This is a genomic window from Streptomyces sp. NPDC030799, assembly GCF_055572255.1.
In genome coordinates, this window is the sequence record NZ_JBVIDS010000002.1 from 376,826 (window position 1) to 393,440 (window position 16,615).

Consider the following 16,615-nt stretch of genomic DNA (forward strand, 5'->3'; position numbering starts at 1 on the left):
CTCCGAAACGGTGCGTATCCTCCCTGAACGGCCGGGGGAGCGCGTGCCCGGCCGGTTAGGGTCGGGCCCATGGCTACTCCTGACTTCATCCGCACGCTCCGGGCCTCCGCCGGCCCGCAGCTGCTCTGGCTTCCCGGGATCACCGCGATTGTTTTCGACGACGAGGGCAGGGTGCTTCTGGGCCGACGGTCCGACACCCGAAAGTGGGCGGTGATCGCCGGCATCCCGGAGCCGGGTGAGCAGCCTGCGGCCTGCGCCGTGCGGGAGGTCTTCGAGGAGACGGCGGTGCACTGCGTGGCCGAGCGGGTCGTCCTGGTCCAGGCCCTGAACCCGATCACCTACCCCAACGGTGACTGCTGCCAGTTCATGGACATCACCATCCGCTGCCGGGCCGTGGGCGGCGAGGCCCGGGTCAACGACGACGAGTCCCTGGAAGTGGGCTGGTTCGAGGTCGACGCGCTGCCCGATCTCCAGGAGTTCGGCCGCTTCCGGATCAAGCAGGCCATGTCCGAGGCCCCCACATGGTTTGACCCTACGGCTGTGGGCTGAAGTATGGGTTGCCACCACATGGGGTGACGGGTGGCTTCCGCTTAGGGTCGGCACATGACCTCGCCCAGCCGGCTGCCCGGCCTGCGCCCGCAGCCCCTCTCTCTCGACCTCGGCGGCCGCACCGCCCTCGTCACCGGTGCCGCCAGCGGCATCGGCCGCGCCTGCGCCCTGCGGCTCGCCGCCGCCGGTGCCCAGGTGCGCGCCGTCGACCGGGACGCGACCGGTCTGGCCGAGCTGGCCCAGCACGCGGAACGCACCGGCGACCTGGTGGGCGCCGTCGTACCGCACGTCGTGGACCTCACCGACCTGGACGCCGCCGAACGCGCCGCCGCCGGCACCGACGTGCTGGTCAACAACGCCGGACTGCAACTGGTCCGCCCGCTCGACGAGTTCCCGCCCGAGGTCTTCCACACCGTGCTGACGGTGATGCTGGAGGCGCCGTTCCGCCTCATCCGCGGTGCCCTGCCGCACATGTACGCACAGGGCTGGGGCCGGATCGTCAATGTGTCCTCCGTCCATGGGCTGCGCGCCTCCGCTTTCAAGTCCGCCTATGTGGCCGCCAAACATGGTCTGGAGGGCCTGTCGAAGACGGCCGCTCTGGAAGGCGCCGCCCATGGGGTGACCTCGAACTGTGTGAACCCGGCCTATGTGCGCACGCCCCTGGTCGAGAAGCAGATCGCCGACCAGGCGCAGGCGCACGGCATTCCCGAGGAGCGGGTGCTGTCCGAGGTCCTGCTGAAGGACAGCGCGGTGCAGCGGCTCATCGAACCGGAGGAGGTCGCCGAGGCGGTGGCCTACCTGTGCAGCCCGCAGGCGTCCTTCGTCACCGGCACCTCGCTGGTGCTCGACGGCGGATGGACGGCCCACTGAAGGGCCCGGCGGCGCCCGGCCCCGGAGTTTTCCACAGGCCTGACGGGCCGGGCGGCCGATACGGAATCCTGTGACCATGTCCCGCGATCACGTTCAGTCGGCACCCAGCGGCAGCGCCGAGGCCGCGTACCTCGAACTGCTGGCCCGCGACGCCTCCCCGGAGGCGTACGAGCAGCCGGTGCTGCTCGCCCGTGCCGAGGGCAGACCGGCCGACCGCATCGCCGCGCTGGAACGGGCCAAGCGGCTCGCCCTGCGCGTACGGGCCGAACTGGAGGGACGCCGACGGCGCGAGGCCGAACTGTCCGCGCTCTTCGAAACGGCCCACGACCTCGCGGGCCTGCGCGATCTCGACGCCGTCCTGCAGGCCATCGTGCAGCGCGCCCGCTCCCTGCTCGGCACGGACGTCGCCTACCTCACCCTGAACGACCCGGCGCGCGGCGACACCTACATGCGGGTCACGGAGGGCTCCGTCTCCGCCCGCTTCCAGCAACTGCGCCTGGGCATGGGCGAAGGGCTCGGCGGCCTGGTCGCCCAGACGACCCGGCCGTACGTCACGGACGACTACTTCAAGGACGCCCGCTTCCAGCACACCCTCACCATCGACGCCGGCGTCCGCGACGAAGGCCTGGTCGCCATCCTCGGCGTCCCCCTCATGCTCGGCCCGCACGTCATCGGCGTCCTGTTCGCCGCCGACCGCCGGGAACGCGTCTTCGAACGCGCCCAGATCGCCCTGCTCGGCTCCTTCGCCGCGCTCGCCGCAGCCGCGATCGACACCGCCCATCTGCTCACCGAGACCCGCGCGGCCCTGGCCGGCCTGGAGCGCGCCAACGAGATCATCCGGGACCGCAGCGCCGTCATCGAGCGTGCCTCCGACGTGCACGACCGGCTCGCCGAACTCGTCCTGCACGGCGGCGGGGTGCACGACGTGGCCGCCGCCGTCTCCCAAGTCCTCGACAGCACCGTCGAGTTCACCGAGGCGGAGGCAGCACCGGCAGAGGCACTGGAGGCGTCCCGCGCCGAGGGACACGCCGTACGGCTCGGCAGCGACTGGATCGCCGCCGTCGCAGCCGGCGGCGAACTCCTCGGCGCGCTGGTCCTGCGCGGGCACCCCGGCCTCGACCCCGTCGACCAGCGCACCCTTGAACGCGCGGCGATGGTCACCTCGCTGCTCCAGCTCGCCCGCCGCTCGGCGGCCGAGGCCGAACAGCGCGTGCGCGGCGAGCTGCTGGACGACCTGCTGGACGCGCGCGACCGGGATCCGCGCCTGCTGCGCGAACGCGCCGCCCGGCTCGACGCCGACCTGGACGCCACCCATGTCGTGCTCGCCGCCCGCCTCGACGGCCCGGCGGCCGACGCCGAGGAGGAGGCCGCGGCCCGCCGTCGCCTGTGGTCGGCCGCCTCCCACCTCGCCGCGACCCGGCAGGGCCTGGCCGCCGCACGCGACGGCGGCACCGTCCTGCTGCTGCCGCTCACCGCCGGCGACACCGCCACCGAGGTGGCCCGCCGCACGGCCCGCCATCTGGGCACCGCCGTCCACCAACCTGTCACAGTCGGCGCCTCGGCCCCGGTCACCGACCTCACCGTGCGCCCCGAGGCCGTCGCAGCCGCCTACGCCGAGGGCCGTCGCTGTCTGGAGGCGCTGCACCTGCTGGGCCGGGCCGGGGACGGCGCGGCGGCCGAGGACTTCGGCTTCCTCGGTCTGCTCCTCGCAGGCGACCGGGACGTCGCCGGCTTCGTCGACCGCACCATCGGCCCGGTCGTGTCCTACGACGAGCGCCGTGGCACGGAACTGCTGCACACCCTGGACGCCTACTTCGCCTGCGGGATGAGCCCCGCCCGCACCAAGGACGCCTTGCACGTCCATGTGAACACGGTCGCCCAGCGGCTGGAGCGGGTGGGCCGGCTGCTGGGGGAGGACTGGCAGGGCCCGGCCCGCGCCCTGGAGATCCAACTGGCCCTCAGGCTGCACCGGTTGGCGGCCTCGGACAGACACTGATCCCCGTACGGACTGCCGTACGGGGATCACGGGTGCAGCACTCCCCGGTCAGACCGTCCGCGCCTCGGCGGCAGGACTGGCACCGGCGGACTCGCCGCTCTCGTCCTCGACGCGGGCGAGATCCCGGTGCCGCGTCTCCCGGGCCACTCCCACGGCAACCAGGGTCAGCACCGCGGCGGCGATCACGTACAGCGCGATCGGGGTGGAGCTGCCGTAGTCGTCGAGCAGTGCGGTGGCGATGAGCGGGGCCGGCGCGCCCGCCGCCACGGAGGCGAACTGGGCGCCGATGGACGCGCCCGAGTACCGCATCCGGGTGGCGAACATCTCGGCGAAGAAGGCGGCTTGGGGTGCGTACATGGCGCCGTGCAGTACGAGCCCGACGGTCACGGCCATGACCAGGTACCCGAACGAACCGGTGTCCGTGAGAGAGAAGAACGGGAACATCCACAGCCCGACTCCGGCCGCGCCGAACAGATACACCGGCCGCCGGCCGACCCGGTCGGACAGCGCGCCCCAGGCCGGGATGACGGCGAAGTGCACGGCGGAACCGATGAGCACGGCGTTGAGCGCGGTCTGCTTGGAGACGTCGGCCGAGGTGGTGGCGTAGACCAGGATGAAGGCGGTGATGACGTAGTAGCTGATGTTCTCGGCCATGCGCGCGCCCATCGCCACCAGTATGTCCCGCCAGTGATGCCGCAGTACGGAGACGAGCGGCAGCTTCTCCGGCTCGTCCGCGCGCCGGGCCTCGACCCGCGCCAAGGCCTCCTTGAACACGGGCGATTCATCGACGGACAGTCGAATCCACAGGCCGATGAGCACGAGCACGCCGGAGAGCAGGAACGGGATCCGCCAGCCCCATGTCCCGAAGGCGTCGTCGGAGAGCACGGCGGTCAGCAGCGAGAGCACACCGGTCGCGAGCAACTGCCCCGCCGGCGCGCCAGTCTGCGGCCACGAGGCCCAGAAACCACGCCGCCGGGCATCCCCGTGCTCCGACACCAGCAGAACGGCACCGCCCCACTCACCGCCGAGCGCGAACCCCTGCACGAGCCGCAGCACGGTGAGGAGTACGGGCGCGGCGGACCCGACGGTGGCGTGCGTGGGCAACAGCCCGATGGCGAACGTCGCCCCGCCCATCAGCACCAGGCTCAGCACCAGCAGCTTCTTGCGCCCCAGCCGGTCACCGTAGTGCCCGAACACGAGCGCTCCCAACGGACGGGCCGCGAACCCGACGGCATACGTCAGAAACGACAGCAACGTCCCGACGAGCGGGTCGGAGCCCGGAAAGAACAGTTTGTTGAACACCAACGCGGCGGCCGAGCCGTAGAGGAAGAAGTCGTACCACTCGATGGTGGTGCCGATGAGGCTGGCGGCGACGATGCGGGGGAGGTTGGACGGGGCTGGCGGAGCGGTCGCGGGGGAGGACATCGGCACCACTTCCTGGCGTTCGACGGGGACGTTTGCGTGTCGCCACACCGTAGGAACGTGCAGGTCAGAGGCGTATGTGGTGGGACACCATAGTTTTGGGACTGGGAGTGCGTGCGCACCCCATGGGGGCTGCCGGGGCCTCGGTGACGGCCTCAATGGGACTGAGGCGGGCGCTGTCCGAGTTGCGCTGTTCGGGCATTATCGGGAGGCGACGCACAGACCTGGCGGTGTCCGCGGCGCCGGCCCGTCGGTCACCGCGGCCGGTGGTGCGGTGGTCCGTGCCGATAATCTTGTGCTCGTTTGGGGGCCGAGCGAGGCCCCGGTGGTCTGCGGACCACGGGCGCGCAGCGCACGCGGCCCGGCGGGCGAGGGGGATGTTGAGACCGATGGGTGATGACACCACGGGTGAGGCGGGTGCCGGATCGCGCACGGTGGGCCACGGCCGGTACATGCTGCAGCGGCTACTGGGCCAGGGCGGGATGGCGACCGTCCACCTCGCACACGACTCCGTGCTGAGGCGCCTGGTGGCGGTCAAGACGCTCCACACCGGCCTGGGGCACGACCCGTCGTTCCGCGAACGGTTCCGCCGCGAGGCACAGGCGGTGGCGCGGCTGAGCCACACCAACATCGTGGCGGTGTTCGACAGCGGTGAAGACGTCGTTCCGGACGTCGGCCCGGTGCCGTACATCGTCATGGAGTACGTCGAGGGCGCGTCGCTGTCCGCACTGCTCCGAGAGGAGATCGACAAGCACGACGCGATGACCTGCGACCGTGCTCTGAGGATCACCGCGGATGTGCTCGCGGCGCTGGCCGCCTCTCATGAACAGGGACTGGTTCACAGGGACATCAAGCCGGGCAATGTGATGGTCACCCCGCGCGGGGTGGTGAAGGTGATGGATTTCGGCATCGCCCGCGCTCTGGAGTCCGGTGTCACGTCCATGACGCAGACGGGTGCGGTGGTGGGCACGCCCCAGTACCTTGCACCGGAGCAGGCGCTGGGCAGGAGCATCGACGCCCGAACCGACCTGTACTCGGTGGGGTGCATGCTGTTCGAACTTCTCACCGGGCGGCCGCCGTTCGACGGGGACACCGCCTTCTCCATCGCCTACCAGCACATCCAGGAGCAGCCGCCGGCGCCGTCCAGCATCAACCAGGCGATCAGCTCGGCAGTGGACGCGCTGGTGGCCCGGGCGCTGAGCAAGGACCCGGCGCTCCGCTTCCCTACCGCCGAGGCGATGCGGGATGAGGTGGAGAGGGTGCTCTCGGGCCTGCAGAGCGGCGTGCAGTCGCCGCATGGAGCGGTGCCGGGCCTCACGGGTGTCACACCAGCGAAACACCCGCGGCGCCGACGTGTCGCATGGGCCGCCGGTGCGGCCGTGGTCTTCGCGGCCGGTGGAACGGCCGCGGCCCAGCTCTTGCCGGACCACACCGGGCCCGCCAAGGTTTCGCAGAGCGAGCCGTCCGGGAAGAGAAGCAGCCGCGCATCCGAAGGCTTCACCGCAGCGTCACCGTGGCGGCTCGTCGTCAGCGACCAGATCGGGGGCCGGGACAATGGCTGCACCGTTACGCTGACCAACACCGAAACCGGTCAGCAGCAGGAATTTGAGAACTACGGCACCAAGTCGTTCCTGGTACACACCTCAGGACCGTTTCGCTGGGCGGCCAACAACTCGGGCTGCCAGGTGATCCACCGATCCGGAGCGGGAGCGACGGCGCCGCCCTTCACCCGCCAGTACGGCACGGGCGACACCGAAGCCTTCAGTCCGCGGGGGCCGATATCCGTGCGAGTGATGGACTTCAACGGCGCTGGCGACTGCAGGCTCGATCTACGCGACGCCACGAACGGAGAGGCCGTCGACCTGGGAACAGTTTCCAAAGGCGGCGGCCCGCTCAAGCTCGACCCGAGCGGACACACCCAGGTATACCTCGCTGATCTGCAGTGCAGCGTGAAGGTCACCGCAGCCCGCCGATGAGAGGGACGGACGAACGCGCACGGCCCCCGGACAGGACCCGCACGAGTCTGCGGGTGTGCGGGCCTTGAGCGGAGCCACGAGGAACTGGTGCGCTTAGTGGGGCCGGGCCATGACGTATCGCTGCCGGAGCCAGGGCCGTGGAGTCGTGCAGTGTGTTCGAGGTCCCAGTCCAGCGACGCCGAGGAAGACGGGCCGCAGTCCCAGAGCTGGTCCGCGAGAGGAAACTGGTCTTCGAAGGTGGGACAGCACTCGTGCTCGCTGCGCCATGCCCGGCAGGCGTTCAGCGCATACGGGCGTTGGTGTCGAAGAGTGCCAGTTCGTGGGGGAGCAGGCGATGCTGGGCGATCACGCTGCGGCCGGCGGCCTTCCGCAGGCCCACGGCCTCGGTTGAGGCGAGCGACGGCGTCTTGCCCGGGCGGCCAGGGTGTTCCGGCGGTACGAACTCCCCGGGCGGAACGGTGCGTGGGCGGTACTCGGCGCGGCCGCCGTCTTCCACGGCCGCGCCGAGTGGTTTTCCCTGCGAGCCGGACGAAATCTGCGGTTCGCCGGGTGTTGCGGGTGGCGCGTCCCGGACTGGGCGGCCAGGGACCGAGGGCCACCGGCCAGGGACCCGTCGGTCGTCAAAGGGGCTTGATGACAACCTTCTTGAGGAACGCGTAACCCGGGAACCTGAAGACTTGGCCCTCGCGGTTGAGGTCCTTGTCCTTCTGCTCGCCCATCGCGGTGACGTAGGTGACGGTCACCTGCATGAGCCTGCCGTCGGCGGGCTTGAGGTTGATCGCTTCGAACGGGGTCAGGTTCTGGACGTCCGTCGTGGTGCCCTGGCCGGTGAAGCAGAGTCCCTCGTCACCGGTCTGGAGCCGGACGAAGAGGTGGCTCCCGGGAGTGGTGTGGTGCGCGTCGCAGCGGTGGATGACGGGGGCCGCGGGAGCGGCCGCCCCGGCGGGGGCGGCGAGAGAGACAAGACCGAAGCCGGCCGCGAGTGCGGCCAGTCCGACTACCGTCTTCTGCCTGATGGTGATCACGAAGTTCTCCTTCTGGCGACAGTGGTGTCGAGAGCCCGGGATCAGTTCAGGACCTGCTGCTGGACCACGATGTGGCCGGCGTCGGGGTTGAGGCTGCCGCCGAGACGGCCGAAGGCACCGTCGGTCAGGTCGAGGCACTTCGGTTCCTGCGGCGTCTGCTGGAAGGTGCCGCGGTCGTTGATGCGCACGACGAGGGACTTGCCGTTCGCGACGTTGGTCACCTTCACACGGGTCCCGAACGGCAGTTGCGGATTGCGTGTCAGTGAGGTCGCCGCGGTGTTCTTGTTGTTGTCGAAGACCTCGCCGCTGGCCGTGAGGGCCCCGGGGGGTATGGGACCGTAGTGCGTCGCCCAGCAGGTCCCGGCCTGCGGGGCCCTGGGCGCGGCCGAACTCGCCGGGGAGAGCCCCAGTACGGCGGTCAGCGCGACGGCCCCTGCGGCCAGTGGGACGTAGAGCTTTCGCTTGCTCATGCTCGTTCCTCGTTTCATGTGGCTTCGTTTCACGGCGTGGTGGACCGGTGAAGGGAGCGTGGTGCTCCTTGTCCGTGGCGGCATGCGTGCGCCCGGCCCGGCTGTTGCCGGATGAAGGGGGCTGTTTCTCAGCCGGCCGCGCGATAGGCGGCGCCCACCTCGTTGGCCGTCGCACCGTTGTAGAGTCCGGTGCCGTCACCGCGGCTGGTGGAGAGGGTGAACCATGCATACCGTTCGACGAACGGCAGCCCCTGCAGCATGGCGGTCGACTGCTTCACGAACGCGGCCTGCTGTGCCTGTGTCGGATACCTCGGGGCGCCGGTGGAGAAGTCGATCAGTGCGTACTCCGTGAGCCAGATCGGCTTCTTGTAGCGGTTGTAGGTGGCCTGGAGGTAGTTCCGCAGCTGGGCCGTCGCATGCGTGGCGTCGAAGTCCCCGCCGTACCAGTGCAGGGGAATGAAGTCGACCTTGTAGTGACGGCCGGCGGCGCCCTTCATGAAGCGGTCGAGCCAGCCGTCCGCGACGTCGGCGCCGGTGGCGACGGCAGGCGCTCCGAGCCGCATGCCGGTCGACTGCAGCCGGGGCCACAGATCGAGCGCCTGCGGCACGGTCATGTCGGCCTGCCCCGGCATATCGGGTTCGTTGAACCCGAGCAGGGTTTTGCCCTGCTGTTCGGCCTGACCGAGTTCCGTATCGGTCACCGAGCCTTTGCCCCAGATCATGGGCACGAATTCGACCCCGGACGGCGGTGTGATCTGCTGCTTGCCCGAGGACCAGGTGTAGAACCAACCGGCTTTCGAGTCGGCCAGCGCGTTGGTGACGCCGGTGAAGTTCCAGGCGCTGACGCCCTTCTTCTTCACCGTGGCGGAGGACGCGTTCACCGCGCCGGTGGGGGTGCCCGCACGATTGCCGAACGCGAGCAGGGTCAGAGCCGCCAGAATCACGGCGAGACCACGTAAGTCGGGTGTTTTTCGCATGGCTTCTTCCTTCCTTTTCATCCGGCCGCTCGTCGAGCCGCATGCACGGCCAGGGGCCGCGTGGTCTGCGGTCACGAGGCGCGGTGGAAGGTCACGAGGAAGCCGCTGCACTTGCTGCACTGCTGCATCACCTTGTTGCCCGGCTCCTGGTCCTGCCGGGACCACCCATAGGCTTTCGGGCAATGGGAGGCGATCATGTCGCTGTAGGCCGTCCTGGCGTCCCGGTTGGGGTTGGTGCACAGCATCGGCTTGCCGTCCGCCCAGCGCGTCAGATTGTCCGCGGGACAGTTCGGCAGCAGGTTGTTCGCGCAGCCCACCGTGTCGCATCCGCCACCGCCGGGGCTCACGTTCCGGGGGGCGATCGTGATCGGCACCGAGAACGCGTTCACGTAGCTCACGTCGTACCAGGGAGCGGCAGCGTCCTTGGAGTCGAAGTTGAACTCGGCGAGGCTGACGGGCTGTTCTCCGGTGCCCTTGGCGCAATGGTCGGCGAACTTGCCGCAGTCCCCGACCGCACAGTGGAAGGTGCTGCCTGGTGTCCCGGTACATCCCATGCGCGCGAAGAACTTTCCGCGCCAGTGGCCGGGCGCCGTCGTCTCGGGAATGGTCACCGTCGCCGACTGGCCGGGCTCCAGGATCGGCAGCTTGTCGAAGTTCTTCGACTCGTCGGCGTTGACAGCGCTACCGATCCAGATCTTCCTGCCGCTGCTGTTGACGAACGTGACCGTGTGGTCGACCGCCGCCGCGGCAGCCGGTGCGACGGAGCGTGGAGCAACCGCACCCGCGCCCGTACTCGGTGTGGCCGCCAACAGCGCTGCTGCGATCGTGGCGACCAGGCCGGTCAGGAGGGTTGTCAGGGAAAGCCGCAGGGGGATTTTCAGAGGTGTTCTGCGCATGATTCCTCGCCGGATGAAGTCAACGATCGGGTTCTGGAGGGCGCGGGAAGGCGACCGCGGCAAGGCGGAGGGGAGGCCGGTTGTGTGCCGGCTTCCTGGGGCCAAGGGCGTCGCCTGCCGGCCAGGCGCCACGGTGGGTGCGACAGCGTGCGATGGCGGCGTGGTGGTGGCGGACCGCCGCCACCGGCGCGTTCAGCAGGTCAGCTTGTCTCCGGGGGCGACATTCAGGGTCTGCGTGAACTGCCGGTAGAGGTTGACACGGTCCTGCATCTCGGCGGGGTTCTGGCCGTTGCACTCCAGCGCGCCGTTGATGCTGCGGATCGTCTCACCGAATCCGGCACCGCTGACCATCGCCTTGTGCGGCGTCATGGAGCCGGGACCCGACTGAGTGGTCCAGTACCACAGCGCGGTCTTCCACGAGATCGTGGCGTCGGTCTCCACGAGGTTCGGGTTGTGCAGCAGATCGATGCCCAACGCGTCACCCGCTGCCTTGTAGTTGAAGTTCCAGCTCAGCTGCATCGGTCCGCGGCCGTAGTAGGCCGCCTGGCCGGCCGGGCAGCCGTACGGCTGGCTCGCGTCGCAGTAGTGCGGGTAGTTGGCGGGGTTCTGCTCCTTTGTGTATCGCAGGCCGCCGGTCTCGTGGCTGACGTTGGCCAGGAAGGCTGCCGCCTCCTGCTTCTTGACCGTGTCGCTGCCCGTGTGGGCGAAGGCCGGGAAGGAGTTCATCGCGTTCCGCAGCCCGGCATAGGTGTAGAACGGGTTCTTGTTCGGGAACATGTGCTGGAACTGGGCTTGGCTTACGACGAAGTCGGCCGAGGCCGCCGCGGGCTTTGCGGTCACGGCTGTGGCAGAAGTGGCGGGAAGGACAACCGTCGATGCGGCGGCCACCACGGCTGCGGCGGCCACGGCCATATGTGTAGTGGACATGGCAATGCGCACGGAGAACTCCTCGAAGAGTGCCTGGATGGGGGGCGATCCGCTTCCGGCGCGACCGTCGCTGCACGCCCGCATGGGCGCGGACAAGGGCGGCGTCGCATCAGCAGGCGGGCCTCTTCCTTTCGGTCACCGCCACGGGATCGAACTGCGCATACAAGAATCCTCAGCCCGGAGAGCCGCCGCATCGGCAATGCCCACCGTTACGCCGACGTGACGCGGACACCGGTCTCGTCTCCGCCGCCCCGTCGCGCTGGACATGGGAAATGCGGCCTCCGAGCGGGCCCCGCCGCCGGTGGCACAGGACGGCGGCTCGGGGCCGTGGAGGAAGACATGACGGGTCGGCGGATCGGGCGGCCTCGCAGCCTTGGCGTCGGCTACGGCGACAACGGCACGACGTGCGAGCGCACAAAAGGCGCCGCCAGGGGTCACTCATCTCTCCTGGCGGCGCCGGCCGCCGTGCCTTCCTCACCCTGGCGGCGCGGATGCCGCTCCGGCTCGTCAACGGCACATCAGCGGACGTGGTTTGCGGTGACGAACACCGTTACACCACGGACCCTGCCCCGGCCCCTCCTTCGGTGCGTGTGGGCACGGCCTGCGCCCGCCGTGCGGACCATGCGGCGACATGGGTACGGGAACGCAGCCCGAGCGTGGTGCGGACATTGCGGACGTGGGTCTCGACGGTGCGAACCGACAGATACAACCGGGCCGCTATCTGTCGATTGGTGAGTCCGGCAGCCACCAGGTCGATCACTTCCCGTTCGCGCGGGCTGAGCGGGTCGTCCCCATCGGGTGCGGTTGCCGGCTGCTCGTCCCGTGCATAGTGCATGATCTGTCGTGGACCCAGCCGGCGCCCTGCCGCAAGCGCACCCTCGGCCCGTTCCTTGGGCAGCGCCCTCAGCGCTGTGGCTGCTGCCTCCTCCACCCGCGCCCGGAACCAGGGAGGCAGTACGAGGGCCGCGGACACGTCGTACCTTTCGACGGCCGCGAACAGCCGCAGCGCCCGCTCGAACCGACCGCCCCGCGCCGCGCTGACAGCCAGGCCCCAGAGCGCGGGACCGGCTGCGCCCAGGTGAGCCGCGTCGCTCACGTGGTTCGTGTCTCCCAGCGCCTCGGCGAAGTACGCCTCCGCCGCAGCGCAGTCGTCCCGTTCCAGGGCGAGGACGCCGGCCGTGTGCAGCATCACCCGGAGCAGGACCGGATTGGCCTCGCCCCGCAGGATCGGGAGGGCTTGGTCGACCAGCCGAACCGCCTGGACCGTATCGCCGGCGCCGAGCAACTGCCAGGCGAGGAGGATCAGGCAGAACGCGGTCATGACGCGATCGCCGAGCCGGTGGCTGATCTCCAAACACTCCTCGAGATCGGTCCCCGAGCTCTGGTCGCCGTGTTGCGTCCGGGCCAGGGTCAGCACCAGCAGCATGCGACAGATCAGATGATCGCGGCGCTGCGGGCGCCGGCGCTCGAGCGTCACTGCCCGCAGCGCAAGCTGTACCGCTTCGCCGGTGTTCCCCTCCCACGCGATGAGCAGCGCCTGCATGCACAGAGCGATGCTGCGGTCGCCCGCCCCCGGATCCGTTCGGTCCAACGCCCCGGCCAGCATCGTCCGGGACTCCGCCGCGTACCCCCGGTTGATGTCCACGAGGGCCAGCGCCCCGGCGAGGAGGAGCTGGCGTGGGTCGCTTCCCACGCTCAACCACTGCAGCAGAGACGTGAGATTGTCGCGTTCCTCCTCCAGCCGTCGGCAGGTCCTGGCAGGGGTGAGTGCTGCGTCCCGGAACGGGCGCGCGAGTTCCGCAAGCCAGTCCACGAGACGGTCGTAGGCCCGTATCTCCTCACCTTCGGCACGGAGCCGTTCGTGCCCGTAACACCGGATCGACTCCAACATCTGGAACCGGGCGGAACCCGCCCGGTCGGCACCGGGGACGATGAGGGACTTGGCTTCAAGGCCGGCCAGCAGCTGCGGCACGGCCGACGGGGGTATGCCATGGTCCGCGGCGACGGCCGCGGCGGCATCCGTCCCGAATCCGCCCGGCAACAGCGACAGTGACCGGAACAGCGACCGCTCCTGAGGCGTCAGCAGGTCATAGCTCCATTCGATGGCCGAGCGAAGACTCTGATGACGTCGATCCGCCGTACGCCATCCGCAGGTCAGGAGGGAAAGGCGGTCGTCCAGCCGATGGTGGATCTCGCCCGGCGGAAAAGCCCGAACGAGACCGGCCGCCAGCTCCAGCGCCAGCGGCAGCCCGTCCAGCCTGGCGCATAACGCGACGACGTGTACGGCGTTGTCCTCGGTGAGCTGGAATCCGCAGGAGACGGCCTGAGCCCGGTGGACGAAGAGCCGGACGGCGTCCGAGCGCAGCAAGCCGTCGAGCGATCCGCCGCCACAGGGATCCGGCAGGGAGAGACCGCCCACCGAGTACACCGTCTCGCCCGGTAACCGTAAGGGTTCGCGACTGGTGGCCACGACGCGCAGTCCCGGACAGCGAGGGAGTAACGCGCTGAGGGCCAGCCCGCAGTCGTCGAGCACATGCTCACAGTTGTCGAGCACCAGAAGCCGATCGCGGTCGTAGCCCGTCCCGCTCCGTGCCCCCACCATGGGGGCACGCCCTTCCCTGGTTCCCACGAGCGCTTCGGTGATCCGCTGCCGCGCTTGCTCCCCCGTGGTCGCCGACGCCAGTTCGACAAGGCTGACTTCACAGCGTCCGCCGCGCTGTTCAAGAGCCGTCAACTCCACCGCCAGGCGCGTCTTGCCCACACCCCCGGGCCCTGTCAGGGTCAGCAGTCGTGTGGTGCGCACCAGCCGCTTCAGCTCGACCAGCTCATCGATGCGGCCGATGAAACTGCTCAAACGGGATATCCCGGTTGTGGTCGACGCACTGATTCCGTCGTTCTTGAGCCGCTGACGGTAGGCGCGCTGACGGCAGGCGTTCGAGCAGTATCGCGAACGCTTCTTGCCGGTCCCGATGTCATCTGCGGAGCCTCGGCGAATCGGTCTGCCGCACATACCGCAAGAGAACGTGGGTGATTCAAGCCGAATCCCATGAGGATCTACGTCGCGCTGCACCTGATACTCCTTTCGAATTACGGCGGGAGTTCCTGCTTCTCCGTGGCGGCGTCTCAGCAGTGGGCGGTGGTGTGTCCAGGCGGCGTTCACCTGCAGCGGTCGATTGTCACTCGGACTCACCGGCGCTGAACGCTGTTGGATCTCGGGCGGGGCAATGGATGGAGGGCGGCATCGCCGACGGGACTTTCGGGGGCCTCTCCACTGCCGCCTGCCGACTCGGCGGCCGGCGGCACGAGTGAAGCACAGCAGCTGACGGTTCTTCAACCACTGAAGTTTTTAAGCCACTTAAGAATTTGCATCGCTGTGGAACCTGTTAGGTTCGACGTGTGACTGAACCGAACCGTTCAGCGCCCGGCCTGCGGCAGCGCAAGAAGGCCCGCAGCCGCCGGGCACTGGCCGACGCGGCCTTGCGGCTGTTCCTCGAACGCGGCTACGACGCGGTCACCGTGGCGGAGATCGCCGATGCCGCCGATGTCTCGGTGCCGACCCTGTTCTCGTACTTCCGCAGCAAGGAAGCGCTGCTCTTCGACCTGGAGCCGGAGATCGATGCCGGCCTCGTCGCCGCGGTCGGTCAGCGCTCTCCTGGCCGTGACGTACTCGACGCCGTGCAGGAGTACCTGATGTCACTGCCTGCAGCGGATCCGCGGGAGCGGGAACAGTTCGAGGCATTCCTCGCGCTCGTGCACGGCACCCCGGCACTGCGCGCCCACTGGCAGCAGATGTGGCTACGGCACGCGGACACCCTGGCCGACGCGCTCGCGGCCGACCGTGGCCTGGAGACCCCCGATCTGCGGATCCGCGCAGTGGCCCGATTCATCATCGACGCGGTGATGCTCGTCACGCTCGAACCGGATCCGCCGACGGCGCTGGCCGACCTGCTCACCCTTCTGCGCTCCGGGCTGGACGCCGCCGGCCTGCCCTGATCGACCATCGACCTGCCAGTCACCCGGGGAGCCTTTCGAGGAGGTCTCCCCGCACTGTCCCAGGTCGCTGCTGCGCAGCGCGGCCTGGAGGCTGTAGGTCACCAGGTCACGCTGGATTCGCCTTCGAGGCCGACCACTACCGCACTATCCCGGGCTGCGCGGCGCTAGCCGCTGTGTGATCCGGTTGAACAAGTCCGTCAGCGGCTCGCTGACGTCCTGACCGAACTCGGACAGCCCGTAGGTGACCTGGGGCGGCGTCGTCGGCTCTACCTCCCGCCAGATCAAGCCGTCCTGGACCAGCGCGCGCAGGGTCTGAGCGAGCATCTTCTCGCTGATGCCCTGGATGCTGTCGCGCAGCTCGTGGAACCGAAGGTCGTTGCTCCGCAAGGAGATCAGCACCCAGATACCCCATCTGCTGGTCACGTGGTCGACCACGTTTCGCGCGGGGCAGTCGGTGTGAAACACCTCATACCGATTGCCTGTCCCAGCCTGCGTCAGCTGCGCACCTTCCTTCACGTCGGGAGCTTACCTCTGGGTATGTTCTTACGAAAAGTAAGCCCGCCTCCTAGCGTCAATTACCGCAGCACACAACGGACTAGGAGCTGAACGTGATCGTGGTGACCGGGGCTACCGGGAATGTGGGCCGACCTTTGACGCAGGCCCTGGCCAAGGCGGGCGAGCAGGTGACCGCGGTGTCGCGGCACGCGGTGGCGATGCCGGACGGAGTCCGGCATGTGACGGCCGACCTGGCCGAGCCGGCAAGCCTCACACCCGCGTTGGACGGGGCGAAGGCCCTGTTCCTCCTGCTGTCCGGAGACCTGCACGCCCCCGAAGCCAGGCCGGCCGACATCATCGGCCTGGCCGCGGCCAGTGGGGTCCGCCGGGTCGTCCTGCTGTCTTCGCAGGGTGTGGCGACCAGGCCGCTCGGCGCGTCACGGGTCGCGATGCGCGCGGTGGAGGACGCGTTGCGGGAGTCCGGCCTGGACTGGGCCGTCCTGCGACCGGGCGGTTTCGCCTCCAACGCTTTGGCCTGGGCGGAGTCCATCCGCACGCAAGGGACGGTCGCCGCGCCCTTCGGCGACGTAGGGGTGCCGGTCATCGACCCGGCGGACATCGCAGAGGTCGCGGCGGCCTGCCTGCTGGACGACCGGCACACCGGCGGGGTGTACGAGCTGACCGGGCCGGAGGTCATCACGCCGCGTCAGCAGGCGGAGGCGATCGCCGCCGCGCTCGGCTCGCCTGTACGCTTCCACGAACTCACCCGCGACGAGGCCAAGGCCACGATGACCCGGTTCGTGCCGGCGGAACTCGCCGACGACACCCTGGACATCATCTCCGCCCCGAACCCCGCCGAACTGCGGATCAGCCCGGACGTGGAACGAGTCCTCGGCCGCGCCCCGCGCCCCTTCGACGACTGGGTCGCCCGCAGCATCGCCGTTTTCCGCTGAGGCACAACCCAACCGAAGCCCCAGGGCGGCCTCGTACGGCTGCGGCCGCACGAGGCCACCCGCCTG

At 69.4% G+C, this 16,615-nt stretch carries 15 protein-coding genes; 6 read left to right on the plus strand and 9 right to left on the minus strand.

What is annotated here, in order from left to right:
- Positions 1–69 precede the first annotated feature (69 nt).
- The 3 genes from ACZ41I_RS05640 (at position 70) to ACZ41I_RS05650 (ending at position 3,415) form a co-directional block, all read left to right on the plus strand.
- On the plus strand, positions 70–549 hold the full coding sequence (locus ACZ41I_RS05640; RefSeq protein WP_363217808.1) for an NUDIX hydrolase: 480 nt from the start codon (positions 70–72) through the stop codon (positions 547–549).
- 54 nt (positions 550–603) lie between these two features.
- Positions 604–1,419, plus strand: coding sequence for a 3-hydroxybutyrate dehydrogenase (locus tag ACZ41I_RS05645; protein ID WP_399762959.1), 816 nt, complete (start codon positions 604–606; stop codon positions 1,417–1,419).
- 76 nt (positions 1,420–1,495) lie between these two features.
- A complete protein-coding gene (locus tag ACZ41I_RS05650; RefSeq protein WP_468513222.1) occupies positions 1,496–3,415 on the plus strand; it encodes a helix-turn-helix domain-containing protein in 1,920 nt (639 codons plus the stop codon).
- Positions 3,416–3,463: 48 nt separating this feature from the next.
- Here ACZ41I_RS05650 and ACZ41I_RS05655 read toward each other — a convergent pair whose 3' ends face one another.
- On the minus strand, positions 3,464–4,840 hold the full coding sequence (locus ACZ41I_RS05655) for an MFS transporter (protein WP_399762956.1): 1,377 nt from the start codon (positions 4,838–4,840) through the stop codon (positions 3,464–3,466).
- Between the two features lie 386 nt (positions 4,841–5,226).
- Between ACZ41I_RS05655 and ACZ41I_RS05660 the strand changes: the two genes are divergently transcribed.
- Positions 5,227–6,813 carry a protein kinase domain-containing protein gene (locus ACZ41I_RS05660; RefSeq protein ID WP_468513432.1) on the plus strand — a complete coding sequence of 529 codons (1,587 nt, stop codon included), beginning with the start codon at positions 5,227–5,229 and terminating at the stop codon, positions 6,811–6,813.
- A 280-nt stretch (positions 6,814–7,093) separates the two neighbouring features.
- On the opposite strand, the gene ACZ41I_RS05665 is transcribed toward ACZ41I_RS05660, so the two are convergent.
- From ACZ41I_RS05665 to ACZ41I_RS05695, 7 genes are all read right to left on the minus strand, one after another.
- Positions 7,094–7,309: a hypothetical protein gene (locus ACZ41I_RS05665; protein ID WP_468513223.1), complete on the minus strand. Its 216-nt coding sequence runs from the start codon at positions 7,307–7,309 to the stop codon at positions 7,094–7,096.
- Positions 7,310–7,433: 124 nt separating this feature from the next.
- The gene (locus ACZ41I_RS05670) at positions 7,434–7,838 is read right to left on the minus strand and encodes a hypothetical protein (protein WP_468513224.1); all 405 of its coding nucleotides are present in this window, start codon (positions 7,836–7,838) and stop codon (positions 7,434–7,436) included.
- 41 nt (positions 7,839–7,879) lie between these two features.
- Positions 7,880–8,308 carry a septal ring lytic transglycosylase RlpA family protein gene (locus ACZ41I_RS05675; protein ID WP_468513225.1) on the minus strand — a complete coding sequence of 143 codons (429 nt, stop codon included), beginning with the start codon at positions 8,306–8,308 and terminating at the stop codon, positions 7,880–7,882.
- A 128-nt stretch (positions 8,309–8,436) separates the two neighbouring features.
- Positions 8,437–9,360 carry a glycoside hydrolase family protein gene (locus tag ACZ41I_RS05680; RefSeq protein ID WP_468513226.1) on the minus strand — a complete coding sequence of 308 codons (924 nt, stop codon included), beginning with the start codon at positions 9,358–9,360 and terminating at the stop codon, positions 8,437–8,439.
- The gene (locus ACZ41I_RS05685; RefSeq protein WP_468513227.1) at positions 9,357–10,181 is read right to left on the minus strand and encodes a thaumatin family protein; all 825 of its coding nucleotides are present in this window, start codon (positions 10,179–10,181) and stop codon (positions 9,357–9,359) included. Before ACZ41I_RS05685 ends, ACZ41I_RS05680 begins: the two co-directional genes overlap by 4 nt.
- Positions 10,182–10,373: 192 nt before the next feature.
- Positions 10,374–11,108, minus strand: a complete 735-nt coding sequence (locus ACZ41I_RS05690; RefSeq protein ID WP_399762947.1) for a chitinase — start codon at positions 11,106–11,108, stop codon at positions 10,374–10,376.
- A gap of 550 nt (positions 11,109–11,658) precedes the next feature.
- Positions 11,659–14,118, minus strand: coding sequence for an ATP-binding protein (locus ACZ41I_RS05695; RefSeq protein ID WP_468513228.1), 2,460 nt, complete (start codon positions 14,116–14,118; stop codon positions 11,659–11,661).
- Between the two features lie 386 nt (positions 14,119–14,504).
- Between ACZ41I_RS05695 and ACZ41I_RS05700 the strand changes: the two genes are divergently transcribed.
- A complete protein-coding gene (locus ACZ41I_RS05700) occupies positions 14,505–15,101 on the plus strand; it encodes a TetR/AcrR family transcriptional regulator (RefSeq protein ID WP_468513229.1) in 597 nt (198 codons plus the stop codon).
- A gap of 144 nt (positions 15,102–15,245) precedes the next feature.
- Here the strand turns inward: ACZ41I_RS05700 and ACZ41I_RS05705 are convergent, their stop codons facing one another.
- Positions 15,246–15,617: a winged helix-turn-helix transcriptional regulator gene (locus tag ACZ41I_RS05705; protein ID WP_399762941.1), complete on the minus strand. Its 372-nt coding sequence runs from the start codon at positions 15,615–15,617 to the stop codon at positions 15,246–15,248.
- Positions 15,618–15,709: 92 nt separating this feature from the next.
- Between ACZ41I_RS05705 and ACZ41I_RS05710 the strand changes: the two genes are divergently transcribed.
- A complete protein-coding gene (locus ACZ41I_RS05710) occupies positions 15,710–16,549 on the plus strand; it encodes an SDR family oxidoreductase (protein ID WP_468513230.1) in 840 nt (279 codons plus the stop codon).
- The last annotated feature ends 66 nt before the right edge of the window (positions 16,550–16,615 follow it).

What these genes read in the sequence shown, in the direction of transcription:
- ACZ41I_RS05640 (WP_363217808.1), top strand. Translation starts at nt 70, where the DNA reads ATGGCTACTCCTGACTTCATCCGCACGCTCCGGGCCTCCGCCGGCCCG.
- ACZ41I_RS05645 (WP_399762959.1), top strand. Translation starts at nt 604, where the DNA reads ATGACCTCGCCCAGCCGGCTGCCCGGCCTGCGCCCGCAGCCCCTCTCT.
- ACZ41I_RS05650 (WP_468513222.1), top strand. Translation starts at nt 1,496, where the DNA reads ATGTCCCGCGATCACGTTCAGTCGGCACCCAGCGGCAGCGCCGAGGCC.
- ACZ41I_RS05655 (WP_399762956.1), bottom strand. Translation starts at nt 4,840, where the DNA reads ATGTCCTCCCCCGCGACCGCTCCGCCAGCCCCGTCCAACCTCCCCCGC.
- ACZ41I_RS05660 (WP_468513432.1), top strand. Translation starts at nt 5,227, where the DNA reads ATGGGTGATGACACCACGGGTGAGGCGGGTGCCGGATCGCGCACGGTG.
- ACZ41I_RS05675 (WP_468513225.1), bottom strand. Translation starts at nt 8,308, where the DNA reads ATGAGCAAGCGAAAGCTCTACGTCCCACTGGCCGCAGGGGCCGTCGCG.
- ACZ41I_RS05685 (WP_468513227.1), bottom strand. Translation starts at nt 10,181, where the DNA reads ATGCGCAGAACACCTCTGAAAATCCCCCTGCGGCTTTCCCTGACAACC.
- ACZ41I_RS05690 (WP_399762947.1), bottom strand. Translation starts at nt 11,108, where the DNA reads ATGTCCACTACACATATGGCCGTGGCCGCCGCAGCCGTGGTGGCCGCC.
- ACZ41I_RS05695 (WP_468513228.1), bottom strand. Translation starts at nt 14,118, where the DNA reads ATGTGCGGCAGACCGATTCGCCGAGGCTCCGCAGATGACATCGGGACC.